Origin of the sequence: Pseudomonas poae (assembly GCF_001439785.1) — a bacterium.
Classification (GTDB): domain Bacteria; phylum Pseudomonadota; class Gammaproteobacteria; order Pseudomonadales; family Pseudomonadaceae; genus Aquipseudomonas; species Aquipseudomonas poae.
Window position 1 is genome coordinate 33,172 of the sequence record NZ_JYLI01000030.1, and the last position, 23,858, is coordinate 57,029.

The 23,858-nt window shown below is 60.1% G+C and carries 22 protein-coding genes; 7 read left to right on the forward strand and 15 right to left on the reverse strand.

The annotated features are described in order from the left end of the window. Positions 1–170: 170 nt before the first annotated feature. The 5 genes from TU75_RS25015 to TU75_RS25035 all read right to left on the reverse strand — a co-directional run bounded on the left by TU75_RS25015 (position 171) and on the right by TU75_RS25035 (position 5,648). Positions 171–749, reverse strand: a complete 579-nt coding sequence (locus TU75_RS25015; protein WP_141719119.1) for a nucleotidyltransferase family protein — start codon at positions 747–749, stop codon at positions 171–173. Then, positions 746–1,732 (reverse strand): XdhC family protein, encoded by a 987-nt coding sequence (locus tag TU75_RS25020; RefSeq protein ID WP_060550468.1) that lies wholly within the window; start codon positions 1,730–1,732, stop codon positions 746–748. The genes TU75_RS25015 and TU75_RS25020 overlap by 4 nt, the downstream gene beginning before the upstream one ends. Before the next feature lie 144 nt (positions 1,733–1,876). After that, positions 1,877–3,208, reverse strand: coding sequence for a dicarboxylate/amino acid:cation symporter (locus tag TU75_RS25025; RefSeq protein WP_003233489.1), 1,332 nt, complete (start codon positions 3,206–3,208; stop codon positions 1,877–1,879). A 419-nt stretch (positions 3,209–3,627) separates the two neighbouring features. Then, a complete protein-coding gene (locus tag TU75_RS25030; protein WP_003233490.1) occupies positions 3,628–4,974 on the reverse strand; it encodes an ATP-binding protein in 1,347 nt (448 codons plus the stop codon). Then, positions 4,971–5,648 (reverse strand): response regulator, encoded by a 678-nt coding sequence (locus TU75_RS25035; RefSeq protein WP_003233491.1) that lies wholly within the window; start codon positions 5,646–5,648, stop codon positions 4,971–4,973. The genes TU75_RS25030 and TU75_RS25035 overlap by 4 nt, the downstream gene beginning before the upstream one ends. A 248-nt stretch (positions 5,649–5,896) precedes the next feature. Between TU75_RS25035 and TU75_RS25040 the strand changes: the two genes are divergently transcribed. Further along, the gene (locus TU75_RS25040) at positions 5,897–6,613 is read left to right on the forward strand and encodes a 4'-phosphopantetheinyl transferase family protein (protein WP_060550469.1); all 717 of its coding nucleotides are present in this window, start codon (positions 5,897–5,899) and stop codon (positions 6,611–6,613) included. 10 nt (positions 6,614–6,623) lie between these two features. Here TU75_RS25040 and TU75_RS25045 read toward each other — a convergent pair whose 3' ends face one another. Beyond that, positions 6,624–8,234 carry an ATP-binding protein gene (locus TU75_RS25045; protein WP_015372766.1) on the reverse strand — a complete coding sequence of 537 codons (1,611 nt, stop codon included), beginning with the start codon at positions 8,232–8,234 and terminating at the stop codon, positions 6,624–6,626. Continuing rightward, entirely contained in the window at positions 8,231–8,956 is a 726-nt protein-coding gene (locus tag TU75_RS25050; protein WP_060550470.1) for a winged helix-turn-helix domain-containing protein, read from the reverse strand. The genes TU75_RS25045 and TU75_RS25050 overlap by 4 nt, the downstream gene beginning before the upstream one ends. 600 nt (positions 8,957–9,556) lie before the next feature. Here TU75_RS25050 and TU75_RS25055 point away from each other — a divergent pair. Further along, positions 9,557–12,451, forward strand: coding sequence for a ribonucleoside-diphosphate reductase subunit alpha (locus TU75_RS25055; RefSeq protein ID WP_003233496.1), 2,895 nt, complete (start codon positions 9,557–9,559; stop codon positions 12,449–12,451). Between the two features lie 100 nt (positions 12,452–12,551). Here the strand turns inward: TU75_RS25055 and TU75_RS25060 are convergent, their stop codons facing one another. The 5 genes from TU75_RS25060 to flgB all read right to left on the reverse strand — a co-directional run bounded on the left by TU75_RS25060 (position 12,552) and on the right by flgB (position 15,989). Beyond that, positions 12,552–12,872, reverse strand: coding sequence for a hypothetical protein (locus TU75_RS25060; RefSeq protein ID WP_169794367.1), 321 nt, complete (start codon positions 12,870–12,872; stop codon positions 12,552–12,554). 175 nt (positions 12,873–13,047) lie between these two features. Further along, positions 13,048–14,364, reverse strand: a complete 1,317-nt coding sequence (flgE, locus tag TU75_RS25065) for a flagellar hook protein FlgE (RefSeq protein ID WP_003233498.1) — start codon at positions 14,362–14,364, stop codon at positions 13,048–13,050. Positions 14,365–14,395: 31 nt separating this feature from the next. Further along, positions 14,396–15,118, reverse strand: coding sequence for a flagellar hook assembly protein FlgD (gene flgD, locus TU75_RS25070; RefSeq protein WP_060550471.1), 723 nt, complete (start codon positions 15,116–15,118; stop codon positions 14,396–14,398). 16 nt (positions 15,119–15,134) lie between these two features. Then, positions 15,135–15,578 (reverse strand): flagellar basal body rod protein FlgC, encoded by a 444-nt coding sequence (gene flgC / locus TU75_RS25075; RefSeq protein ID WP_003233500.1) that lies wholly within the window; start codon positions 15,576–15,578, stop codon positions 15,135–15,137. Positions 15,579–15,581: 3 nt separating this feature from the next. Further along, positions 15,582–15,989, reverse strand: coding sequence for a flagellar basal body rod protein FlgB (gene flgB / locus TU75_RS25080; RefSeq protein ID WP_003233501.1), 408 nt, complete (start codon positions 15,987–15,989; stop codon positions 15,582–15,584). A gap of 327 nt (positions 15,990–16,316) precedes the next feature. On the opposite strand from flgB, the gene TU75_RS25085 reads away from it, so the two are divergent. Next, positions 16,317–17,099 carry a hypothetical protein gene (locus TU75_RS25085; protein WP_003233502.1) on the forward strand — a complete coding sequence of 261 codons (783 nt, stop codon included), beginning with the start codon at positions 16,317–16,319 and terminating at the stop codon, positions 17,097–17,099. A gap of 84 nt (positions 17,100–17,183) precedes the next feature. Here the strand turns inward: TU75_RS25085 and cheR are convergent, their stop codons facing one another. Together cheR and TU75_RS25095 are read right to left on the reverse strand one after the other, a co-directional pair. Further along, positions 17,184–18,011 carry a protein-glutamate O-methyltransferase CheR gene (gene cheR / locus TU75_RS25090; RefSeq protein ID WP_015372770.1) on the reverse strand — a complete coding sequence of 276 codons (828 nt, stop codon included), beginning with the start codon at positions 18,009–18,011 and terminating at the stop codon, positions 17,184–17,186. 41 nt (positions 18,012–18,052) lie between these two features. After that, complete coding sequence (locus tag TU75_RS25095) at positions 18,053–18,985, reverse strand: chemotaxis protein CheV (RefSeq protein ID WP_003233504.1); 933 nt, start codon at positions 18,983–18,985, stop codon at positions 18,053–18,055. Positions 18,986–19,065: 80 nt separating this feature from the next. Between TU75_RS25095 and flgA the strand changes: the two genes are divergently transcribed. The 4 genes from flgA to TU75_RS25115 all read left to right on the forward strand — a co-directional run bounded on the left by flgA (position 19,066) and on the right by TU75_RS25115 (position 21,657). Continuing rightward, positions 19,066–19,824, forward strand: coding sequence for a flagellar basal body P-ring formation chaperone FlgA (flgA, locus tag TU75_RS25100; protein ID WP_032870414.1), 759 nt, complete (start codon positions 19,066–19,068; stop codon positions 19,822–19,824). A gap of 141 nt (positions 19,825–19,965) precedes the next feature. Next, the gene (gene flgM / locus TU75_RS25105) at positions 19,966–20,292 is read left to right on the forward strand and encodes a flagellar biosynthesis anti-sigma factor FlgM (RefSeq protein WP_003233506.1); all 327 of its coding nucleotides are present in this window, start codon (positions 19,966–19,968) and stop codon (positions 20,290–20,292) included. A gap of 48 nt (positions 20,293–20,340) precedes the next feature. After that, on the forward strand, positions 20,341–20,811 hold the full coding sequence (locus TU75_RS25110; protein WP_015372772.1) for a flagella synthesis protein FlgN: 471 nt from the start codon (positions 20,341–20,343) through the stop codon (positions 20,809–20,811). A 96-nt stretch (positions 20,812–20,907) separates the two neighbouring features. Beyond that, entirely contained in the window at positions 20,908–21,657 is a 750-nt protein-coding gene (locus TU75_RS25115) for a flagellar brake protein (RefSeq protein ID WP_003233508.1), read from the forward strand. 59 nt (positions 21,658–21,716) lie between these two features. On the opposite strand, the gene TU75_RS25120 is transcribed toward TU75_RS25115, so the two are convergent. After that, a complete protein-coding gene (locus TU75_RS25120) occupies positions 21,717–23,108 on the reverse strand; it encodes an MFS transporter (RefSeq protein ID WP_060550472.1) in 1,392 nt (463 codons plus the stop codon). Between the last annotated feature and the right edge of the window lie 750 nt (positions 23,109–23,858).

Here is a 23,858-nt window from a genome sequence, read left to right on the forward strand (position 1 = left end):
GGGCCGTATCAGGTACACCGCGTTTTGCTGGAGTGGGGGCGCTTCGCACCCCAACGCGGGGCAAGCCCGCTCGCCACAATAAGCCCACACATTTTGCTTAACTGAACGGAGGCTCCCCAGTTTGCTGCGCGCCAGCGCTACGTCGAAGAGGTAATGGAGCCTCCCTCGTTTTAGTCTGCGTTGAAACTCAGCCCTTGCGGCACATCCACATCCCAGAGTACGCCGGCATCATCCACTACCACTTGCTTCACAACAGCCCGAGCAAACAAAGGCTTTGCGCCGCGATCCCCCGTCAGCGCCATTAACGAAGGGCCAAATGCGCGACCGAATGCAACCGGATGCCCACGCTGCCCAGCGTGCACCGGCACATTGATACTTTCCAGATCAGCAATCACACGCTCAATCGTCGCGGACTGGACAAACGGCATATCCCCCAGCACCACCAGCCAGCCATCGGCAGACGCACTGCCGGCAACCGCCGCCGCGATGCTGTCGCCCATACCCGCCGATTGCAGCAGCAAAACCTCGCAGCCATACGCCTTGGCCAATCGGATAACCTCTGTACGGTCCGGCGACGTCACCAACAGCCGCGAGACGACACGCTCAGGCAAGTTCAGCAAAACATGTTCGATCACCGGCCGCGTTATGCCGTCCCGGCCGACACATCGGGCCAGCAATTTATCCTGACCCGTTTCGGCGAGGAAGCGACTGCCCTGCCCCGCTGCCAGCACAATCGCGGTCGGCATCACTCAGCCACCGCCGCCAGCGGTTTCTTCTGCATCGGCGCCACGCCATTCTTGATCGCGACGATTTCCGCCATCAGCGACAGCGCAATTTCCGCCGGGGTGTGACTGCCGATGTGCAAGCCGATCGGCCCATGCAAACGCGCAATGGCATCATTCGACAGGCCCAGCTCCGCGAGGTTTTCCCGGCGTTTCTGGCTGTTGACCCGCGAGCCCAGCGCGCCGATATAGAACGCACTGGAATTCAAGGCAGTCAGCAAGGCCATGTCGTCCAAGCGAGGGTCATGGGTCAGGCAGACGATCGCCGTGCGTTCGTCGGTCTGGATATTGAGCACCGCTTCGTCCGGCATGCCCGGCACAAAGCGACCGTGCTGCTCTTCCCAGCCGTAGACAAATTCCTCGCGCGGGTCGCAGATCAGCACTTCGAAATCCAGCAGCCGCGCCATCTCCGCCACGTACCGCGACAGCTGCCCGGCACCGATCAGCAACAGCCGCCAGCGCGGACCGTAGATGGCCCGCAGACGCTGGTCGTCAACGCTCACCACATCGCTCTTGCTGGCGTCGCTGAGCGTCACCTCACCCGTGGCCAGGTTCAGCTCGCGGGCGACGATCTGGTGATCCTCACAACGCGCCAATAGCTGCGCGACCCACGCCCACTCGACCACTCGCTCCTCGGTGAGGCGCAGGGTGCCGCCGCATGGCAGGCCAAAGCGCGCCGCCTCGTCGCGGGTAACGCCATAGGTCACCATCTGCACCGGCGGGCCGTCATCGGCCAGGCGGCCATCCTGCAGGCGCGCGATCAGGTCATCTTCGATGCAACCGCCAGACACCGAACCTATCACCACGCCATCGCCACGCAGGGCCAGCATCGCCCCGGGTGGACGCGGCGCGCTGCCCCATGTCTGCACCACGCTGTACAGCACCACGCGATGCCCGGACTGGCGCCACGCCAATACGCTACGCAGGACGTTCAGATCCACACTGTCCATCTATCCTCCTGTGAGCGTTTGTTGATGAGGTATCGATTGACTCTAAAGCAAAAAATTCCAAAAGGGAGCGTGCACAAACGCAAACGCCCCGAACAGGTCGGGGCGTTTGCGGGTTGATTGGCGTCAGTTCACGCCATCAGCGTTTTACTTGACCACTGGAGTTGGGCCTTCGGCCACACCCAGATCGTCGACTTCGCGGGTTTCCGAGATACCGGTGCCGCCGGACGCCAGCTCGCTTTGCAGCTTGTCAGTGTCCAATTCCTTGACCCACTTGGCCACAACGATGGTGGCAACGGCGTTACCCACCAGGTTGGTCAGCGCGCGGGCTTCGGACATGAAGCGGTCGATACCCAGGATCAGCGCCAGGCCGGCAACCGGCAGGTGGCCGACAGCCGACAGGGTTGCAGCCAGTACGATGAAGCCCGACCCGGTCACGCCTGCAGCGCCTTTGGAGGACAGCAGCAGCACCAGCAGCAGGGTGATCTGGTGGGTGATGTCCATGTGAGTGTCAGTCGCCTGGGCGATGAACACGGCAGCCATGGTCAGGTAAATGGATGTACCGTCGAGGTTGAACGAGTAGCCAGTCGGGATCACCAGACCCACCACGGATTTCTTCGCGCCCAGACGCTCCATCTTGATCAGCATGCGTGGCAGGGCGGACTCGGAAGAGGACGTACCCAGCACGATCAGCAGCTCTTCACGGATGTAGCGGATCAGCTTGAGTACGCTGAAACCGTGGGCGCGGCAGATACCACCCAGCACCACCAGCACGAACAGCAGGCAGGTGATGTAGAAGCAGATCATCAACTGGCCCAGTTGCACCAGCGAACCCACGCCGTAGGCACCGATGGTGAACGCCATGGCGCCCAGGGCACCGAGCGGCGCGAGCTTCATGATCATGTTGATGATATTGAACATCACATGTGCGAAGCGATCGATGAAGTCCAGCACCGGCTTGCCATAGGCACCCAGGCGATGCAGGGCGAAACCGAAGATCACCGAGAACATCAGCACTTGCAGGATATCGCCGTTGGCGAACGCGCCGACGATGGTGTTCGGGATCACATTGAGAATAAAGCCGACGATGCTCTGGTCTTTACCGGCGGTGACGTAAGCGGCGACTTTGGACGCATCCAGGGTCGCGACGTCGATGTGCATGCCGGCGCCCGGTTGCACGACGTTCACCACGATCAGGCCGATCAGCAGGGCGATGGTGGAAACGACTTCGAAGTACAGCAGCGCGTAGCCACCGGTTTTGCCCACCGATTTCATGCTTTGCATGCCAGCGATGCCGCTGACAACGGTGCAGAAGATGATCGGGGCAATGACCATTTTGATCAGCTTGATAAAGCCGTCACCCAGTGGCTTGAGGGCCACGCCGGTCTGCGGGTAGAAGTGGCCGAGCAAAATACCGATAACGATTGCGACGATCACCTGGAAATACAGGGATTTGTAGATTGGCTGACGAGTCGTCATTGCAAAGTTCCTCAATCGTCCCGTGTGGCAAATATCCGCCATTGCCCACGACACTTGAATTGCGAACCCTCCTGCACTGGAGGGATTTGTTGTTTGCGAGGTGTGTACGACACGCCTGCGCTACGATCCTGATCGCAAACCCCGTGCCACTTTGCGCAAACGTCCGTAAGGCCTTTGGACATCAGGCATCAAGGCGGACAGACATGGTTTTCCGGGGCGGACAATGTGGCGGATTTCCGCCGGTCAGCACTCTATCGTCCTACAATTTGGCGGATATCCGCCTTGTCGAGATGACGGGGGAGATGTGGCGCGTTGGATGACGCCATCGCAGGCAAGCCAGCTCCCACATTTGAATGTATTCACCAATCAAACTGTGGGAGCTGGCTTGCATGCGATAGAGCCAGTGTAGCCAATGAAGATCAAACAGCCGGAAAATGAATCTTGAACGCCGCGCCACCCAATGGCGAATCGCCCAGAGTCAAGCGTGCGCCATAGCTTTCAATGATGTCCTTGACCACCGCCAGGCCAATCCCCTGCCCCGGGTGCTGCCGGTCCAGCCGTTCGCCCCGCTGCAGAATCCTCGCGCGCTGGTCGGGGGGCACGCCAGGGCCGTCGTCCTCGATGCACAGCTCGGCGCCTTCGAGGCTTTCCAGCAGGCTGATACGCACCTCTCTCACACACAGGCGGTAGGCGTTTTCCAGCAGGTTGCCGAGCAATTCGAGCAAGGCGCCCTTCTCGATCGGCACATAGCATTCATCCGGCAAGTTGAAGGACACGGCCACGCGCTTGTCGCGGTACACCTTGTCCAGCGTGTCGCACAGGCTTTGCAGCACAGGCTCAAGCCTTACCTGGTGGCGCACCAGACCGCTTTTGCGCAGGCTGGCGCGCTGCAACTGGTAACCGATCTGCTGGCTCATGCGCTCGATCTGCGATTGCAGCACCCAGGCCTGATCGCGGTCTGCGGGGCGCTGCGCCATGTCCTCGCTCACGCCCTGCAGCACCGCCAACGGGGTTTTCAGGCTGTGGGCCAGATCGTCGAGGGAGTCGCGGTAGCGTGCGCGTTGCTCGCGCTCACCGTGCAGCAGGCGGTTGAGAGAGCCGGTCAGGCGCAGCAATTCACGCGGGTGTTGCTCGCTGAGGCTTTCGCGGGTGCCGCCCTCGATCTGGTCGAGTTCCTGGCTCAGCCGCCGCAGGGCTTGCAAGCCCCAGGTCAGGCCCAGCCATAACAGGGTCAGCAGCACCAGCAACGCGGCGCCAAAGCCCAGATAGAGGTTTTCGCGCAGGCCTTCGAGGGTCAGCAGGTATTCGCGCACCGGTTGCAGGGCGACGATACTGAACGCGGCGCTCTTGCCGCCGAGCAGCTTGACCTCCACGTCGTACACGAAGAATTCCTGGCCATTGGCCTCGCGAATCCGCGCGAATTCATTGCCGCGCCCGTCATAGCGCGGCTTGTAGTTGATGTTTTCTTCCTGGGTCGCCCGCGAGCGCCACACCAGATGGCCTTCGCGGTCGTAGATATAGCCGAGCAGCCGGCTGTCGGTGAGGTTGAAGCGCTCGTCCGGCAACTGCGCTGGCATCAGCAGGCGGTTGTTTTCAACCCGCGCCGCCGAGATCAGGGTGGTGACGTCCGAGGCCAGGCGCTGCTCGATGGAATCCTGCAACGCCAGACTGAAAGCACCCTGCATGGCCGGCAGCAAGCCCAGCATGAACAGCACGGCCAGGGTAGCGGCCGCCAGCATCAGGCGCACACGAAGCGAGCGAATCAAAGGCAGCGCTCATTGAACAGGTAGCCCAGGCCACGCACGGTGTCGATCGGCTTGAACCCGGCCGGGCCTTCCAGCTTGCGGCGCAGGCGTCCGACCAGCACTTCGATGACGTTCGGATCGCGCTCGTCGTCGTCAGGGTAGAGTTGTTCCATCAAGCGGTCCTTGGCGACCACCTGCTGATGGTGACGCATCAGGTACTCGAGGATTCGGTATTCGTAGGCGGTCAGCGCCAGCGGTTGCTCGTCGAGCGAGGCTTGCTTGCGATTGAGGTCGAGCAGCAAGGGGCCGGCAACGATGGTCGACTGGGTGAACCCGCTGGAGCGGCGTAGCAAGGCGTTCATGCGCGCTTCCAGCTCTTCGAACTGGAACGGTTTGACCACATAGTCGTCGGCGCCGGAGGCCAGGCCTTCAACCTTGTCCTGCCAGTTGCCGCGGGCGGTGAGGATCAGAATCGGGAATGTCTTGGCGTCGCTGCGCAGCTTGCGGATCAAGTCCAGACCGCCCATGCCGGGCAGGCCCAGGTCGATGATGGCAAGGTCGTGATTGAACTGCCCGGTCTGATACAGGGCCTCTTCGGCATTGGCCACGGCTTCGACCACGTGCCCGCTGTCGGTCAGGCGGGTCAACAGGTGATGGCGCAGCAGCGCCTCATCTTCCACCACCAGCAATTTCATAAAGCTCTCCAAGGCAATTCAACTGTCCGACAGAGGGATATCATAGCGGCCCTGCAAGGGTTGCTGGCGTATTTTAATCCCGTTGCACTGGCCACTGAGGCGCTAACCCGCCTGCACAGCCCAGCACCCGACGGCTGGTCCCATGCAGACTACGCACGCGCCCCTGAACTCCCCCTGAACAAGCTCTGAACCTGGCCTGAACCACCGCGGACTATCCACTGGCGCGCCAACTCGGCAGAATACCGCGCATGACGCCCCTACCCACCTGTTGCACCCCATTCGATAGCCACTGGCCGCTGCCCGATCCCTTGCCCGGCACAGTGTTCTTCAGCACCCGTTTTGACCCGGCGCGGTTGGACAACGGCGATTTTCAGCGCTGCGCAGTGCCGCCCCCGGCGAGCATCCAGCGCTCGGTAGCCAAGCGCCAGGCAGAGTTCCTGGCCGGTCGCGTGTGTGCCCGCGCCGCCCTGCAACGCCTTGATAACCTGAACTGCACCCCGGCGATTGGCGAAGACCGCGCGCCGGTGTGGCCTGCGCATATCAGTGGCTCCATCACCCATAGCACCGGGCATGCGGCAGCGATTGTCGGCCACAAGGCGCAGTGGCGCGGGTTGGGGATGGATGTAGAGAACATGCTCACGCTGGAGCGGGCGGAGCGTCTGGCCGGGGAGATTCTGACGGCCGATGAGTTGCAGCGTATGGCGCTGGTGCCACAGGAGCAGATTGCTCAACTGGTGACCCTGACGTTTTCGGCGAAAGAAAGCCTGTTCAAGGCCTTGTATCCGATTGTGCAAAAGCGCTTCTATTTTGAGCATGCCGAGGTGCTGGCGTGGTCGGACACAGGTCACGTGCGGCTGCGGTTGCTGACGGACCTTTCCAGCGAGTGGTGTGCTGGCAAGGAGCTGGAGGGGCAGTTTGCGGTGAGCGATGGACAATTGTTGAGCCTGGTGGCAATCAGCGGCTGATACACCGCTATCAGGGTCTACCTTGCTCCCTCGGCCAACTGAGGCTGAAACACGCCCCGCCCAGGTTATGGCTTTTGCCGATCAACGCCCGTCCGCCATGCCAGTAAATAATCCGCCGCACGATCGACAGGCCCAGGCCGTGCCCGCCGGAAGCACGTGTACGGCTGTCGTCCAGGCGCAGGAACGGCGTGAAGATGCGCTCCCAGGCGCTTTGCGGTATGCCCGGCCCGTCGTCCTCAACATCGATACGGCAATGCGCCTCGCCCACTTGATAGCTGATCAGCACGTGCGCCTGTGCGTGGCGCATGGCATTGCTCACCAGGTTTTGCAGGGCCCGGTGCAGGTAGCGCGGTTCGGCGTCGACCCAGGCGTCGCCCCCTTGTGCTGATGACAGGCAGTCACCTCGACTGACGATGACTTCGCGGCGCAGTGGCGATAACTCGCCGATCACCTGGTCGAGCAGTGCATCGAGGTCGACCCGTTGAAAATTCAGCGCCGGTGCGCCCTGCTCCAAGCGCGCGTAGGTGAGCATTTCGTCGACCAGGCCATCGAGGTCCTGGATATCGCCGTCCATGCCGTCCAGGTATTTGCGCCGCGCCTCGGGCGTGGCTGCGTCGCCGAGCATCTCCAGGCCAAAACGCAGGCGCGCCACCGGCGTGCGCAACTCGTGGGACACCGCGCGCACCAGTTCGCGCTGGATCGCGAGCAATTGCTGAAGGTGCTCGGCCATACCATTAAAGGCAGCGGCAAGGCGCCCCACCGAATCGGCGCCGCGAGCGGGTACGCGCACCTGCAGATCACCCTCGGCGATCCGCGTGGCCGCCGCTTCCAGGCCTTTGAGGCGCCGCTCCAGCTGGCGCACCAGGAAATAGACGATCAAACCGATCAGGGTCAGGCCTGCCAGCGCAATCAGAATCAGCCATTGCACCGGATACGGATTCATTTGATACAACGGGCCGATTTCCAGCACCCAGGGTGTGCCAGCCATGCCGGCAAACACGCGGATTGCGTCACCGCCCTTGCCCAGCGCCATCACCGTATCGCCCTCCGACACGCGACGGCGCTGGTCGTCGTCCATATCCGCCTGGTCAAGGGTCAACAGGTGCATGTCAAAGCCAAAACCCTTGGCCTCTTTCAGGTCGGCCAGGCGCTGCGGCTGCTCGGCCACGGGGAAACGTACCAATTCGTCGGCCAGCAGGTAAATCGTCGCACGGGCCAGTTGCTCGCTGATCTGCTGCACCTCGCCCGTCAGCACCCGTTGCTCCTGTTCGCTGACCAGGCGCAGCACCCGCGCGGCATGGGGGCCGGTCTGCTCCACCAGTACCTGGCCGCGCTGCAGGCGACTGCGCTGGCCGAGGTCCAGCCGGACGTCGGCCAGCGGACGCAGTTGCAGAGGGATGCCCAGCAGACGCTCCCACATGGCCAAAGCCCGCTGGCGCTCGATCGCGTTCATGGTCTGCAGGTTGTCGCCCATCAGCGCGAAGGTGCCGTGGGCCAGACGCTCGCGGTACTGGTCGCTGCGCACTTCGTTGAGCAGGTGCAGGGCCAGCACGCCGAGCAGCGCCACCAGCACCAGTGCGGCGCACATGCCGCCGTAGATGCGCAGGAAGATCGAGTTCACAGCGGCGTGTCCGCAGCGGCTTCGGCGACGAACAAATAACCTTTGCTGCGGATGGTCTTGATCAGGCGCGGGTGGAGCGGATCGTCGCCGATCTTGGGGCGAATGCGTGAGATGCGCACATCGATGGAGCGGTCCTGACCGTCATAGCCGATGCCGCGCAGGGCGATGAAGATTTCCTCGCGGGACAGGATGCGCCCGGCATTCGCCACCAGCAGCCAGAGCAGGTCGAATTCGGCGCTGGTGAGGTCGATAGCATCGTTGTGCAGCCACGCTTCGCGCAGCGCACTGTCGACCACCAGAGGGCCGAACTGCAGGCGACGCTGGTGGGCGGCGATAGTCGGTTCTGCCGGTTCGCTACGCCGCAACAGTGCCTGGATGCGCGCCAATAAAAGGCGCGGGCGCACCGGTTTGCACGCATAATCGTCGGCGCCCAGGTCCAGACCCTGTATCTGGTCCATGTCGTCGGTGCGTGCGGTGAGCATCAGGATCACGCCGTCATACCGCGCGCGCACCTTGCGGCAGATACTCAGGCCGTCCTCGCCGGGCAGCATCAGGTCGAGGATCACCAGGTCCGGCTGCTCGGCAATGATGCGCGCCGCGGCCAGCGCACCGTTACCTTCCACCGACACCCGCAGGCCGTTGCCTTGCAGGTATTCACGGGTCAGCTCGGCCAATCGCACATCGTCCTCGACGATCAACAGGTGCCAGGGTTCTTGCTCCACGGGTGATCCTCGTTGTCATGAAACGCCCTCCCGGCAGACACCAGCCCTTTCCCACATTTGAAGCTGCAGGCCATAGCGTCTTTGTCATATTTGGGGGGCATAAGTGAGGCCGATTGTAGCCATGGGCCAGCCCTCTGACACAAGCCAGGCAGTGCATTCGGTGATCGCGTTTTTTTATGGTAGGGTTCGCGCCCTTCGAAATTGCGCGGCCTGCGTTGCGAGCTGAATGTTCAACGACAAACGGTAAGATGCAGCAGTAATGCGGCCTACACCGGCACTGAACCTTTCTTACACATTTTACCCACGAGTTATCCACAGGTTACTGCGTTGCTAACCCCTCCAAAACGCATTATCTTGTAGCTCGGCGGCAAGGGAGACCCTACATGTGGGGTTTTTGCCAAATCCGCCCAACCACAGAAGCAGTCCCTGATTCAAGTTTTTTATGGCGTGTGCAGCGTAGAACAACCGATTTTTTTCAGTAGACCAAATCGCTTAAGCGGATGGCAGCTGTTCTCCATCCCGATATGGAAAACGGTACGGGTGTTGCAGGCAGAAGCCTGACACTCGCAATCAAATATAGAACGTGGAGACAACCCCCCCATGCAAACCGACACAACTCGCGAGAACCCGCAGGGCTCCGTGCCGCAGGCCGCTGATTCGAACCTGGATCTGTCCGCCACCGCACCTGGCCAACTGCGCGTGATCAAGCGCAATGGCACTGTCGTTCCTTACACCGATGACAAGATCACCGTCGCCATCACCAAAGCGTTTCTTGCAGTTGAAGGCGGCAATGCTGCCGCCTCGTCGCGCATCCACGACACCGTTGCCCGCCTGACCGAACAGGTCACTGCGACCTTCAAGCGTCGCATGCCCTCGGGCGGCACCATCCACATCGAAGAAATCCAGGACCAGGTTGAACTGGCCCTGATGCGTGCCGGTGAGCAGAAAGTCGCCCGCGACTACGTCATCTACCGTGATTCGCGCGCCAAGGAGCGTGCCGTGCGCGCCCCGGCCGAAGACGCCGCCGTGCAAGCGCACCCGTCGATCCGCATCACCCTGGCTGACGGTTCGTTTGCACCGCTGGACCTGGGCCGCCTGAACACCATCATCACCGAGGCCTGCGAAGGCCTGGAAGAAGTCGACGGTGAGCTGATCCAGCGCGAAACCCTGAAGAACCTGTACGACGGCGTGGCCCTGACCGACGTCAACACCGCGCTGGTGATGACCGCCCGTACCCTGGTTGAACGCGAGCCGAACTACTCGTTCGTGACCGCGCGCCTGCTGATGGACACCCTGCGTGCCGAAGGCCTGGGTTTCCTGGGCGTGGCCGACAGCGCCACTCATCACGAGATGGCCGACCTGTACGCCAAGGCCCTGCCGGCCTACATCGCCAAGGGTATCGAATTCGAATTGCTGAACCCGATCCTGGCCACTTTCGACCTGGAAAAACTCGGCAAGGCGATCAATCACGAGCGCGACCAGCAGTTCACCTACCTGGGCCTGCAGACCCTGTACGACCGTTACTTCATCCACAAGGACGGCATCCGCTTCGAGCTGCCACAGGTGTTCTTCATGCGCGTGGCCATGGGCCTGGCGATCGAAGAGAAGCACAAAGAAGACCGCGCCATCGAGTTCTACAACCTGTTGTCGTCCTTCGACTACATGTCGTCGACCCCGACCCTGTTCAACGCCGGCACCCTGCGTCCACAGCTGTCGAGCTGCTACCTGACCACCGTGCCGGATGACCTGTCGGGCATCTACCACGCGATCCACGACAACGCCATGCTGTCCAAATTCGCTGGTGGCCTGGGCAACGACTGGACCCCCGTGCGTGCGCTGGGTTCGTACATCAAGGGCACCAACGGCAAGTCTCAGGGTGTTGTGCCGTTCCTTAAAGTCGTGAACGACACCGCCGTCGCGGTCAACCAGGGTGGCAAGCGCAAAGGCGCTGTGTGTGCCTACCTGGAAACCTGGCACATGGACATTGAAGAGTTCATCGAGCTGCGCAAGAACACCGGTGATGACCGTCGTCGCACCCACGACATGAACACCGCCAACTGGATCCCTGACCTGTTCATGAAGCGCGTCTTCGATGACGGCCAGTGGACCCTGTTCTCGCCGTCCGAAGTACCAGACCTGCACGACCTGACCGGCAAGGCCTTCGAAGAGCGTTACGAGTACTACGAAGCCCTGTCCCAGTACCCTGGCAAGATCAAGCTGTTCAAGACCATCCAGGCCAAAGACCTGTGGCGCAAGATGCTGTCGATGCTGTTCGAAACCGGCCACCCATGGCTGACCTTCAAGGACCCTTGCAACCTGCGCAGCCCGCAGCAGCACGTGGGCGTGGTCCACAGCTCGAACCTGTGCACCGAGATCACCTTGAACACCAACAAGGACGAGATCGCCGTTTGCAACCTGGGCTCGATCAACCTGCCGAACCACATCGTCAACGGCAAGCTGGACACCGCCAAGCTGGAACGCACCGTCAACACCGCCGTTCGCATGCTCGATAACGTAATCGACATCAACTACTACTCGGTGCCACAGGCGCAGAACTCCAACTTCAAGCACCGTCCAGTGGGTCTGGGCATCATGGGCTTCCAGGACGCGCTGTACCTGCAGCACATTCCTTACGGTTCGGACGCTGCGGTCGAGTTCGCCGACAAGTCCATGGAAGCGGTCAGCTACTACGCGATCCAGGCTTCCTGCGACCTGGCCGACGAGCGCGGTGCCTACGAGACGTTCCAGGGTTCGCTGTGGTCCAAGGGCATCCTGCCGCTGGACTCGCAACAGATCCTGATCGAGCAACGTGGTCAGAAGTACATCGACGTTGACCTGAACGAATCCCTGGACTGGGCGCCGGTACGCGCCCGTGTGCAAAAAGGCATTCGCAACTCCAACATCATGGCCATCGCACCGACCGCGACCATCGCCAACATCACCGGCGTGTCGCAGTCGATCGAACCGACCTATCAGAACCTGTATGTGAAATCGAACCTGTCGGGCGAATTCACCGTGATCAACCCGTACCTGGTTCGCGACCTGAAAGCCCGCGGCCTGTGGGACTCGGTCATGATCAACGACCTCAAGTACTACGACGGTTCCGTGCAGCAGATCGAGCGCATCCCGCAAGAGCTCAAAGAGCTTTACGCGACAGCGTTCGAAGTGGATACCAAGTGGATCGTTGACGCCGCCAGCCGTCGTCAGAAGTGGATCGACCAGGCGCAGTCGCTGAACCTGTACATCGCTGGCGCATCGGGCAAGAAGCTCGACGTGACCTACCGCATGGCCTGGTACCGTGGCCTGAAAACCACGTACTACCTCCGTGCCCTGGCCGCGACCAGCACCGAGAAGTCGACCATCAACACCGGCAAGCTGAACGCTGTGTCCAGCGGCAACCACGGTGATGATTCGGTGCTGGCAGCCCCTGCCGGCCCGGCGCCAGTGCCAAAGGCCTGCGCGATTGACGAGCCGGATTGCGAAGCTTGCCAATAAGCTGAGCCGATCTCGGGCCTGACGGCCCGGCTTCGAAAAAACCGATAAATCCGCGCAATGGGTTTATCGGTTTTTTGCTTTCGATGGTGGAGGGCCAGCCTCATCCCCCTCGGGAAACCATCCCCCTCAGCAATAGCTTGAGAAACTCAAGAGATTTACGATCCGCATCCTCGATCAGCCTGTTGAGCATGCTCTTGAAAGACTCATCGCCCATCTTCTCGCGCACAGCATTGAGCTTGTCCCGCGTCTCTCTGACAGTCTGGCCTTTGCGGTCCTGCTGCGCATCGAAAAGTTCGTTCAGCAACCGCCTGACCGCCGTCACCTCGACCACCGGCGCCACCGTCGGCGTCTCGCCACGAACCACCCCTGGGGTAACGCCCGCACGCGCGCCAGCAAACCCTGATACGCCTGAATTCCACATAATCCGCCCTTTTGATTGGTGAGCCTCGTGGGCCCTGACTCATCAGTGGTAAAGCGGGCATGGCGCGTTCCCGTTGCCGGTATTTCAAGGCATCACCTGATAGGCGCCAGGCGCTTTTCCTGCGCCCACAAAAAAGCCCCTCTAAAAGAGGGGCTTTCTGTGGAACACTACCGCATCAGGTCATCTGGATAATGGTCTGCATAATGGTGCTCTGGGTGGAGATGGTCTTGGCGTTCGCCTGGTAGTTGCTCTGGGCCTTGATCAGGTCCACCAGCTCGTTGGTCAGGTTGACGTTGGAGTTTTCCAGGGAGTTGGACACGATCGAACCCAGAGTACCGGATTGCGGAGTGTCGTAGCCCGGCTGGCCCGAAGCGAAGGTTTCTCTCCAAGTGGTGCTGCCCGCCGGCTGCAAACCTTGTTCATTGTTGAAGCTGGCCAGGGAGAGTTGGCCGACGGCCTTGCTCTGTTGGTTGCTGAAGGTGGCGAACAGCACGCCGTTACCGTCGATTTTCAGGCCTGTGATCTGGCCGGTGGCATAACCGTCGGTGACCGGCGGGTTGCGGTAGCTGGCCGAGTTGTACTGTGTGATCGTGGCCATGTTGACGGCCACACCACCGGCGTTGGCGGCGGCGCCGTTAGCCTTCCACACGCCGTCGGTCACAGTGCCCGGCACCCAGTTGGAGATGGTCAACGTGGTGTTGGACGCCGTGCTTGGCGGGGTCACGATTCCGGTGAGCTTGCCGGCGGTATCAAACGACAGCGTGGAGGCGACCGGAGCGACAGCGCCAGTGCCCGTCGGCGCGCTGCCATCAGGGTTGCGCCCGTCGATCAAGGTATAGGACTTCCACTGGTTGGAGTCCGACTTGACCATGTATTGCACCATGGCGTGGGAGTTGCCCTGGGTGTCATACAAGGTGGTGCTGTATTGGGTGGTGAAGGTGCTGGTGTCGTTCGGGTTGAACGGCTTGGCCACCTGGTCGATCACCGGTTCCGAGGAGTTCAGGTTACTGGCCGAATCGACCTTGCTGGAGGCCTTAGGTGGCAGGTTCGACAGGTTCAGTTGCAGGTCGGTCAGGCCGCCCTTGATGATCTTGCCGTTGTCATCCGCAGCATAACCTTGCAGGCGCGCGGTGCCGGTGTTGTTGGTGATGTAGCCGTCCTTGTCAGCACGGAAGGCGCCGCTGCGGGTGTATTGCAACGCACCGTCGCTGCCCTTCTGCACGAAGAAGCCGCCACCCTGGATCGCCATGTCAAGGACGCCGCCGCTGCCGTTCACGTCACCCTGGGTGAACTGCTGGGATACGGCCGCCAGGTTCACACCGTTGCCGATGCTGTTCTGGCCGGTGCCCAGTTTGGACGCCGCGTAGATGTCGGCGAACTCCGCACGGGACGACTTGAAGCCGGTGGTTGCAACGTTGGCGATGTTGTTGCCGGTCACGTCCAGTTGTTTGTTGGCTGCATAGAGGCCGCTAAGGCCGATGTTAAAAGACATGTATTTCTCCTTGCACCGTAGTTAGCGGGCTCTATAAACCGATGGTCTGGATTTGCGACTGCTTGATACTGCTTCCGCCTGCCAGGTTGAGCAGCATTTCGCCGCCGGTCTGGCTCAGGGTCACGCTCGTTACCGTGGCCGGCAGCGAGGTGGCCAGGGCGACGGAATCGCCCGCGTCATTCTTGGTGGTGGCCGTGAACGTGTAAGTCCCCGACGTCGCAACCTCACCCTTGTCGTTCTTGCCGTCCCAGATAAAGCTCTGGGAGCCGGCGGTTTGCGCGCCCATGTCAAGGGTGCGCACGGTGTTGCCGTCCTTGTCGGTGATCTTGATCGAGACATTGCCCACTGACGCCGGCACATTTACAGAGCCGGTCATGCTCTTGCTCGTGTCGACCAGTGTCCTGTCGGTCTGGGTGATCACTGAGCGGCCCACCAGCGAGGACGCTTGCAGCGCCTGCGACGAGGTAACGTTGGTGGAAATCGACTTGACCGAGTCGTTCAGGTTATTGATGCCTTCAAGACTGCTGAACTGCGCCAACTGGGCCACGAACGCACCGTTGTCCTGAGGCGACAAGGGGTCCTGGTTTTTCAACTGGGTCACCAGCAGTTTCAGGAAAGCATCCTTGCCCATGGCCTGGCTGCCCGTCGCGCCTGCGGCGGCGTCAGTGAGGCTGGTATTGTCCTGGGCAGTCTTGACCTTCGAATTGAAAAGGTCCTGGACTGCCGAGTTGCTTGACGTATCAACGATGGCCATTAGTTGGCGCCCCTTATCACTGACCCAGGGTCAGGACCTTCTGCATCATGGTTTTGGCGGTATTCATCATTTCCGCGTTGGTCTGGAACGAGCGGCTGGCCGAGATCATGTCCGCCATTTCCTCGACCACGTTGACGTTGGGGTAGTAGACATAACCCTTTTCGTTCGCAGCAGGATGGTTGGGCTCGTAACGGGCTTCGAGGTTGCTCTGGTCCTCGACGACACCCAGCACCTGCACGCCGGAGCCTGCATTGCCCTGATCCTGGAACAACGAATCGCTGCCGCCGCTCTGTCCGCCCTGGAACATGGTGGCGAATACCGGGTGACGCGCGCGGTAAGTCTGGTCAATGCTCGAAGACACGGTCTCGGCGTTGGCGATGTTACTGGCCACGGTGTTGAGGCGCGTGGTCTGGGCGCTCATGCCGCTACCGGCAATATTGAAAACACTGGACAGGGACATGGCTTACTCTCCACGCAGGGCTGACATCAGCCCTTTGAATTTGCTGTTGAGCAGGGTGAAGCTGGCCTGGAAGTTCACCGAGTTCTCGGCGTAGTTCGACTGTTCCAGCTGGGCATCGACGGTATTCTGGTCGATCGACGGCTGCATCGGCGTGCGATACAGCAACGACTCGTCACCACTGCTCAGGCCTTGCGCCTCGATATGACGGCTGTTGGTCATATTCAGGGCGAAGGTGCCGTTCTGGGTCTTGTCCTGCTGTGCGGCGAGCACGGCGGAGAAGTCCAGATCCCGAGCCTTGTAGTTCGGGGTATCGGCGTTGGCAATGTTGTTGGCCAGGACTTCGGCACGCTTGGCGCGAAAGCCAAGGGCTTGTTCGTGGATACCGAGCGCTTTATCGAAGCTGATGCTCATGGCGGAAACCTTTAGGCTGACCTGCTGTTCGTAACAAGGTCATAGCAAGGCGCATGCCAACGTGCTCAACCCCCTGAATTCAAGGGGTTGCCGGGGATCGATGCAGCGTCAATGCCAGAAAAGCGGCAACAGGCTTCCGCGTGGCGCCAGTAAAGCGGCAACAGTGCTTGCCGCTTTTACGCAGGGGCGGCAATCAGGCGATAACGTCAGTTGGACGGCGGGATGGGATCACCGCTGGTCTTGACTGTCATTTCTGACAGTTGTCGTGCCTATGGTCTGAATGCCTTATTCGGCGGACACCCTTGATATATGCCGCAGAGGTTCGAAATGTTGATTATCCCGCCGCCAAGATTCAACGAACAAAACTCCGCGTCCACCCCGCCGGAGCTGAACACCCGACTTATTATCGGTAACAGCGCAGGGCTGACCGCCGATTTCCCGGTCATGCCGAATGATCGGGTTTTTTTGACCCTGAGCAGCAGCGTACGCGGTGGCGAATTCAACCAAAGCTTTCTGATCGCCACGAACGCTCCCAAGCTCGAGTTTTTGATACCCAAAGGCTTTGTTGAAGCCAGCGCAGGCAAAGTCGTGCAATTGCTGCTGACCATCAACCGTGCAGGGAGCAACTCCGCTGCGCCACCCGCCAAAGTCCTTATCAACTCAAGCCCCGTCGTCGTGCCACTGCCTGCCGCCGTATGGGATTTCAGCGATGACACTTTCCAGGGCTGGGTGCCCCAGGGCCCCTACGTAGGCGGGTTATTGCATGTCATCAATGGCAACGTGGTCGTTGACCTGTTCATCAGCCAGGCCAGCAGTGCTCACCTCATCACCCGTGCCGTTCCGGTGATTGCGGGGCGCACCTATGATTGCAGCTTTGAGGTTATTGGCGGTTCGCCCGCGGCCGATGGCTCGGCCCTGTACCTGACGATAAACGGCAGCCGGATCGGCGCCACCGTACAAAACATTACCCAGGCTCAACCGCAAACCGGCACCGGATCATTCACCGCAGCGCTGACGGGCGATGTTCGGCTGGGCATTTTTAACCAGAGCGTGCCTCACGGCACTCATCGCTTGTCCTTGAGCAATATTCGGATGCAGCCCCGGCCCTGAATACCGCCAGCGGTGGGATCCGGTTTTGCTGCGCGCATAAAAAAGGAAGGCCTTTGCAGGGCCTCCCGTTTTTTCAAGTGAGCATCACTTGGCCTGGTAAATGATCCCAGGACTGCATTGCACCATCTGGTAATGGTCCGGCAGACCATTGAGTGCCTCCGAGGCACCGAGGAACAGATAGCCACCACGCTTGAGGGTGCCGTGGATGCGCAACAGAATGTCTTTCTTCACCTCGGCCGAGAAGTAGATCAGCACGTTGCGGCAGAACACCATATCGAACTTGCCCAGGCTGGCGTAGCTGTCGAGCAGGTTGAACGAGCGAAACTCCACCCGGCTCTTGATCGGCGCCTTCACCGCCCAGCGCCCTGCCCCTTTGGGGTCGAAGAACCGTTGCAGCCGCTCCGGCGACAAGCCGCGCCCCAAGGCCAGGCTATCGTACTCGCCGGTCTTGCAGTTGGTGAGCATGGTGCCAGACAGGTCGGTGGCAACAATCTGCGCGCCGGCCTTCAACTGACCGATATTGGTCCTCTCGAACTCATCGATGGCCATCGAGATCGAGTAAGGCTCCTGCCCCGACGAACACGCGGCTGACCAGATACGCAGGCGCTGACCCGGGCTGGCCTTGATAGCCTCCGGCAGCACTCTGTTCTTGAGCACCTCGAACGGGTAGGTGTCGCGAAACCACAGGGTTTCGTTGGTGGTCATGGCATCGACCACCATTTCCTTGAGCCCGCTGCGCGGCTGGCCCTGGATGCGCTGTACCAGCTCGCCCAGAGACTTGATGCCCTGCTGCTCCATCAATTTGTTGAGGCGGCTGGATACCAGATATTGCTTGTTTTCACCGAGCAATATGCCACAGGCCTTTTCCAGGAAGACCCGGAACTGTTCAAAATCCAAATTACCCGTAGACAAAGATACCGCCTCTTAAATCGTGTGACCGCCAGGGGAATCCCCTAGCCGTGATCTGCTGCCTTGATCCGGTCGACTACCCGGGATGCGAGGTCATCAGGGCGGAATTTGGCCAGGAAGTCATCGGCGCCGACTTTCTTGACCATTGCCTGATTGAAAACACCCGACAACGAAGTATGCAGGATGATATGCAATTTTTGCATGCGTGGATCGTTGCGTATCTCGGCCGTCAGGGTGTAGCCATCCATTTCCGGCATTTCGATGTCGGAAATCATCATCAGAAACTCTTCTTCCGGCTTCTTGCCCTCGTCCACCAGCTTGCGCAGGTAATCCAGGGCCTGGCGACCATCATTGAGGGCCACCACCTCCACACCGACGGTTTGCAGGCAACGGGTTACCTGCTTGCGCGCCACGGAAGAGTCATCCACCGTCAGCACGCGCAGCGAAATCGCCTTGTGCGCCGTGTCGGCATCCACCACGCCCACCGAGATGTTCTCCGAGGTCGGTGCCACTTCAGCGAGGATCTTCTCCACGTCGATAATTTCCACCAACTGGTTGTCGACCCGCGTCACTGCCGTGAGGTAGTGATCGCGACCGGTGCCCTTGGGCGGCGGATGGATCTCTTCCCAGTTCATGTTGACGATGCGCTCCACCGAGCGCACCAGGAAACCCTGGGTCTTGGTGTTGTACTCAGTGATGATCACGAACGGGCTCTGGCGATCCTGCAGCCCGGCGGAACCGGTGGCCAGCGCCAGATCAAGAATCGGAATGGTCGCGCCCCGGATGTTGGCCACGCCACACACCACCGGGCTGGACTTGGGCATGATTGTCAGCTTGGGGCACTGCAGCACTTCCCGCACTTTAAACACGTTGATGCCATACAGCTGCTTGCCGTCCAGACGAAACAACAGCAACTCGAGGCGATTCTGCCCTACCAGCTGTGTGCGCTGGTTTACTGAATCCATTACACCTGCCATGCCCAGACTCCTACGCTAAACCTTTGGGGGTGCGACGCGCACTCCACTCTAAACGGCACGAGCTTTGCTATTTATTGGTCATGGACCTTAAAACGACAGTTTCCCGACGCCTTCCAACGTACCGCAGATTGCTTTGCGTCACGCTGACATTGCTTGCCTTGGGCTCAGGCGCAGCGGCTCGCGCCGACAACGTCACCCTGCCTGATCTCCTTATCGGCGTCACTCAGGGCTTTCTTGAGTTCACTGTAGAAGATTATCTGGCCAGCACACAGACGCCGGGCCGTTATGAGATCGAGGTCAAGCAGCTCGACCCACGTTTGCGCATGCCGATGTGCGACAAGGAATTGACAGCCAGCCTGGAAAGCCCGGCCCAGCCAATCGGGCGCGTGACGGTAAAAGTACGTTGCGAAGGTGCGTCGCCCTGGACCGTGTTCGTGCCGGCCCAGGTCAAATTGTTCCGCGACGTGGTGGTGGTGGCGCGCCCACTCAAGCGCACCGGCATCATCGGTTTCGAGGATGTGGTGCTGCGTGAACGCGACATCAGCCAGATCAGCCAGGGCTATCTGACCTCGGTCGACCAAGCCATCGGGCAGAAACTGACCCGACCAGTGGTTACCGACCAGGTAATAACCCTCGTCCACCTGGAACAGGCCGAGGTCATCCGCAAAGGCGATCAGGTGGTGATTTCCGCCAGCAGTGGCGGGCTGAACGTGAGAATGCCGGGGGAAGCGCTGTCCAACGGCGGCATGAGTGAACAGATTCGGGTGAAGAACCTCAACTCCAACCGCGTGATCAAGGCACGCGTGACGGCCCCTGGCCAAGTGGAGGTGGCTTTATAGAGCACTGGTATAGGACGCCGGGTTTTCCTACACTGTGGGCGAGACTTTCGTGCGCACAGTTTTATTGTCTATCGAGCCTAAAGTTTGTTTGGGTATGGCCGAAAACATGGCAAGCGTCCAAATACCCAGAGGTTTTTTATCATGGTCATCGATTTCAGCCGTTTAAATAACTCCCCGGCATTGCCAGGTACTACGCGCACCAGCGGCACCAAAGAAAGCGCAGAAGCCAAGGCCCAGCCAGCGCCTGCCGCCAAGACGGAACAGGCCAGCGCCAGCCAGAGCGGGGAATCCGTACACTTGAGCAATGAGGCTCAGCAGTTGCAGAAGGTCACTGACTCGCTGCGCGACCAACCGGTTGTCAACAAAGCCCGCGTGGCCGAATTGAAACAGGCGATCGCCGATGGCAGCTACAAAGTCGACAGCAACCGCGTAGCCAGCAAGCTGCTTAATTTCGAAGCCGAGCGCTAGGCACTGGCCTGCGCCGGGCTTTTGGACGCTTAAACCCCAAGGCCTGCCATGCACCACGACGAAACCTTGCTTGAACTGATCATCGATGATCTGGCGCCGACGCAACAATTGCTCGAGCTGCTCAAAGAAGAATCCCTGGCCCTCTACGGTCGGGACATGCCCTTGCTCGAAGAAATACTGGCGCGCAAACAATCGTTGATTGTCCTGCTCGAACAGCACGGCAAGAAGCGCAGCCAGATTCTGACCAGCCTCGGCCTGCCGGCCGACCACGACGGCCTCGCCCAGTTGGCCAGCCATTCCTCGGTTGGCGACCAATTGCTGGCACAGAGCAAAGCGCTCAACCAATTGCTCACCCAGTGCCAGGAAGCCAATTTGCTCAACGGCCAGTCGATCCAGCTGCAGCAAGCTACGACCGCCAATCAGTTGCGTATACTTCATGGCGGTGAGCCACCTGCGCTGTACAACGCTCAGGGTTCCACCTCCCGCCTGGTCAAACCCAGTACCCGCAGCCAAGCCTGAGTTTGGTTTGCAGCGTGGCCTATCCAAGGCGCGCCACATACTGGCAAAATGCCGGTTCTTGCGAGTAGTCGTATTTTGTCTGGAGATGGAAGAACCGTGTTCAACGCCCTTAATGCGGAAGATGCCCCGCAGCCACCCAAGGTGCTCACCACGCCTCTGGAAATCGCCAGCACGTTGCGGATGCTGCAAGAAAGCCATGACCCGCTGATCATCACCTTCCACGAACGCAGCCAGCGCTTCCAGAGTTACCTGGTGGACGTGGACCGCGACGGCAAGATCCTGATCATGGACGAAATGATCCCGCGCGATGGTGAACGTCACCTTGAGAGCGGCGAACCGTTTCGCATCGAGGGCTTCCACGATGGCGTGCGTGTCGCTTGGGAAAGCAACGGCACCCTCGCCATCAGCGAGAAAGATGGCCACCGTATCTATACCGGCAACATGCCGGACGAGGTGGTTTATCATCAGCGCCGCAATGCCTTCCGCGCCGCGCTGAAGCTGGCTCAACTGGTGAACATTGAGCTGGGTGGCGAAAGGCTCAAATTTCCGGCCAACGGAAAACTGCTCGATATCTCCGCCACTGGCTGCAAACTACGCTTTGAGGGCGATATCTCGGAGCGCCTGCAACTGGGCCAGGTTTACGACCGGTTTATCGCAGCCCTGCCTTTTGGCAACATGACCACGTCCGTCGAATTGCGTCACCTGCATTTCGAGGATCGCATCAATACCACCTTTGCCGGCGTGCGCTTTCATAACATGAGCGGTCTTGTGCAGCGTCAGGTCGAACGCTTCGTATATCAACTGCAACGCGAAGCGCGGCGGTTCGACAAGGACGATGATTTCTGACAGGGCGAATCGCGACAAAAAAACGGGTAGATCCTGACAGGATCTGCCCGTTTTTGCTTTCAGGGGCGCGCCCTGCTGAGGTCATGAGGGTGTTCTTCCGGGTCCATTGGTGTCACAGCTGCTTCAGCGTCTGGTTCGTCAACCGGTGGCGGCGACTCGGATTCAGGTTCAGGTTCAGCGTCCGGGACCGGTGTCTGCATCTGTTCCTGCACCACCGCTTCATCCACACGCGGATCCAACGCAGCCACCAGTGGCGAACTGGACATGCTGTCGGGCATCGCCACATGGTGCAACGGCGCATCGTCCACCTGATGCAGGTTGGTCACAGCCTTCGGCCGGATGCGCCATACAAGGATCAGGGCACACAGGCTGAAAAACGCATACAGCATGTGGCTGCCAAACATCTTCATTACCACACCGGCCAACAGCGGTCCGATGCTGGCACCCACGCCGTAGGTCACCAGCAGCATGGCTGTCAGCGACACGCGGCGGTCACCTTCGACATGGTCATTGGAAAACGCCACGGCCAGCGGGTACAGACAGAACTGCACCAACGAACAGAAAAAGCCCGCAACGAACAATACTTCCAAAGGCACCCTGGTCATGATCGCCAATGGCAGTGCCGCTACCGCCAGGCACAAGGCGAAACAGCGGATCAGCAACGCGCGGTCATAACGATCCGACAACCAGCCCAACGGCCACTGCACCAACAACCCGGCAAAAATGCATGAGCCCATGAACAGGCCGACCTGCTCAGTGGTCAGCCCCTGCTGGGACGCATACAGCGGCGCCAAACCGTAGAACGAACCGACGATCAACCCGGCCCCCAGCACCGTACTCAGCGACTGCGGCACGCGCTTTATAAAGAAGCGCGGCTCCATCGGCGCCGGGTGCAGGGGCGCCGGGTGAATGCGGCGCGTCATGGCCACCGGTACCAGGCACAGGGCAAAGCACAAAGCCACCAGCATCAGCAGCTCCAACCCGAGCTGGGGATGCATCACCAGGATCAACTGACCCAGCACCAGACCCAGGTAGGAGGCGATCATGTAACCGCTGAATACCAGGCCACGCTGCTTGGCTTCGGCCTGCTCATTGAGCCAGCTCTCGATGACCATGTATTGGCACATCATCCCCAAGCCCACGATGACACGCAGTACGATCCAGGCCGGCAGCCAATTGATCAGACCATGGCCCAGCACGGCCGCACCGACGATGCCGGCACAGGTGGCATAGGCACGAATATGCCCGACGCGGGCGATCAGGCGGTGCCCGATCTTGCCGCCCAGCACTAGGCCGAAATAGTTGGCGGCCATCAAGGCACCCACCCACAGGCTGTCGACATGATCGGCCGCAAGGCGCAGTGCCAGGTAAGTACTGAGCAGGCCTGAGCCGATCAGCATCATTAATGAGGCGAAATAAAGGGCTCGAAAAGATTTCCAGATTTGGCGCATCGGCGTTCCGAGCGGCTCCTTGCAGTGGGGGTCAGGGCTAGCGGAATGATAGTCCCGTGTCGCCGAATCCGGACAGGCGATACGCGCTGTTTGCGGAGATTAATTTGTTCAAAATGATTAACTACAGCTCAGACGCCGCGCGAGCGCATGGAAGGTACACCTTCAAGAGAAATACAGGATGCCCCTGCTGTGAACCCGGATCAGTAGCAAGGTTCGACTGGATCCGCGCCAAACGCGCACAAAAAAGCCCCGGCAGCCAAATGAGCTGTGCGGGGCTCTGAATCTGGTGTCCCAGGGCCGGTTCGAACCCTTATCTGGGTGAACCGACCTGGAATCTTAAATTCGATATAATATTTATCAATGATAATCAATGAGATACACCGACGCAAGGAGAATATTTATAATAAGTGCCCAGACTTCTCTTTAGACGATGCAAGCTGAGCCATTTAGGCTGAATCAAAGAGAATCTTCGAAAGGTTTAGGGGAGAAATCGCAGCTTTTCAGCTCAAAGAAGAGGCCGTTAAGGCTTGGTGGCTGCGCAAGTTTAGGTGTAGGGTGAGGAGGTCAAGTATGCTTCAGCACTTGGTATGAGTGGCCACGTGGAGCCGCCCAAGTATATTGGCCGTAAGCGTCTGCCCAACACATCTTGCTCAATGTTCAGCGTCCGTCTAGAAGCTGAAATCTACCTCGTAAATACCCCGGGCCGCACGGATGCTCACAGGGCGTGTGACTGGCCTTACGTCACTCAAC

Excerpts from the sequence above, each read along its gene's own strand:
- TU75_RS25035 (WP_003233491.1), bottom strand. The coding sequence starts at position 5,648 with ATGAAATTGCTGGTGGTGGAAGATGAGGCGCTGCTGCGCCATCACCTG.
- flgB (WP_003233501.1), bottom strand. The coding sequence starts at position 15,989 with ATGAGCATCAGCTTCGATAAAGCGCTCGGTATCCACGAACAAGCCCTT.
- TU75_RS25120 (WP_060550472.1), bottom strand. The coding sequence starts at position 23,108 with ATGCGCCAAATCTGGAAATCTTTTCGAGCCCTTTATTTCGCCTCATTA.
- flgA (WP_032870414.1), top strand. The coding sequence starts at position 19,066 with ATGGACCTTAAAACGACAGTTTCCCGACGCCTTCCAACGTACCGCAGA.
- TU75_RS25025 (WP_003233489.1), bottom strand. The coding sequence starts at position 3,208 with ATGACGACTCGTCAGCCAATCTACAAATCCCTGTATTTCCAGGTGATC.
- flgE (WP_003233498.1), bottom strand. The coding sequence starts at position 14,364 with ATGTCTTTTAACATCGGCCTTAGCGGCCTCTATGCAGCCAACAAACAA.
- TU75_RS25110 (WP_015372772.1), top strand. The coding sequence starts at position 20,341 with ATGCACCACGACGAAACCTTGCTTGAACTGATCATCGATGATCTGGCG.
- flgD (WP_060550471.1), bottom strand. The coding sequence starts at position 15,118 with ATGGCCATCGTTGATACGTCAAGCAACTCGGCAGTCCAGGACCTTTTC.
- TU75_RS25020 (WP_060550468.1), bottom strand. The coding sequence starts at position 1,732 with ATGGACAGTGTGGATCTGAACGTCCTGCGTAGCGTATTGGCGTGGCGC.
- TU75_RS25085 (WP_003233502.1), top strand. The coding sequence starts at position 16,317 with ATGTTGATTATCCCGCCGCCAAGATTCAACGAACAAAACTCCGCGTCC.
- flgM (WP_003233506.1), top strand. The coding sequence starts at position 19,966 with ATGGTCATCGATTTCAGCCGTTTAAATAACTCCCCGGCATTGCCAGGT.
- flgC (WP_003233500.1), bottom strand. The coding sequence starts at position 15,578 with ATGTCCCTGTCCAGTGTTTTCAATATTGCCGGTAGCGGCATGAGCGCC.
- TU75_RS25095 (WP_003233504.1), bottom strand. The coding sequence starts at position 18,985 with ATGGCAGGTGTAATGGATTCAGTAAACCAGCGCACACAGCTGGTAGGG.
- TU75_RS25055 (WP_003233496.1), top strand. The coding sequence starts at position 9,557 with ATGCAAACCGACACAACTCGCGAGAACCCGCAGGGCTCCGTGCCGCAG.
- TU75_RS25040 (WP_060550469.1), top strand. The coding sequence starts at position 5,897 with ATGACGCCCCTACCCACCTGTTGCACCCCATTCGATAGCCACTGGCCG.
- TU75_RS25060 (WP_169794367.1), bottom strand. The coding sequence starts at position 12,872 with ATGTGGAATTCAGGCGTATCAGGGTTTGCTGGCGCGCGTGCGGGCGTT.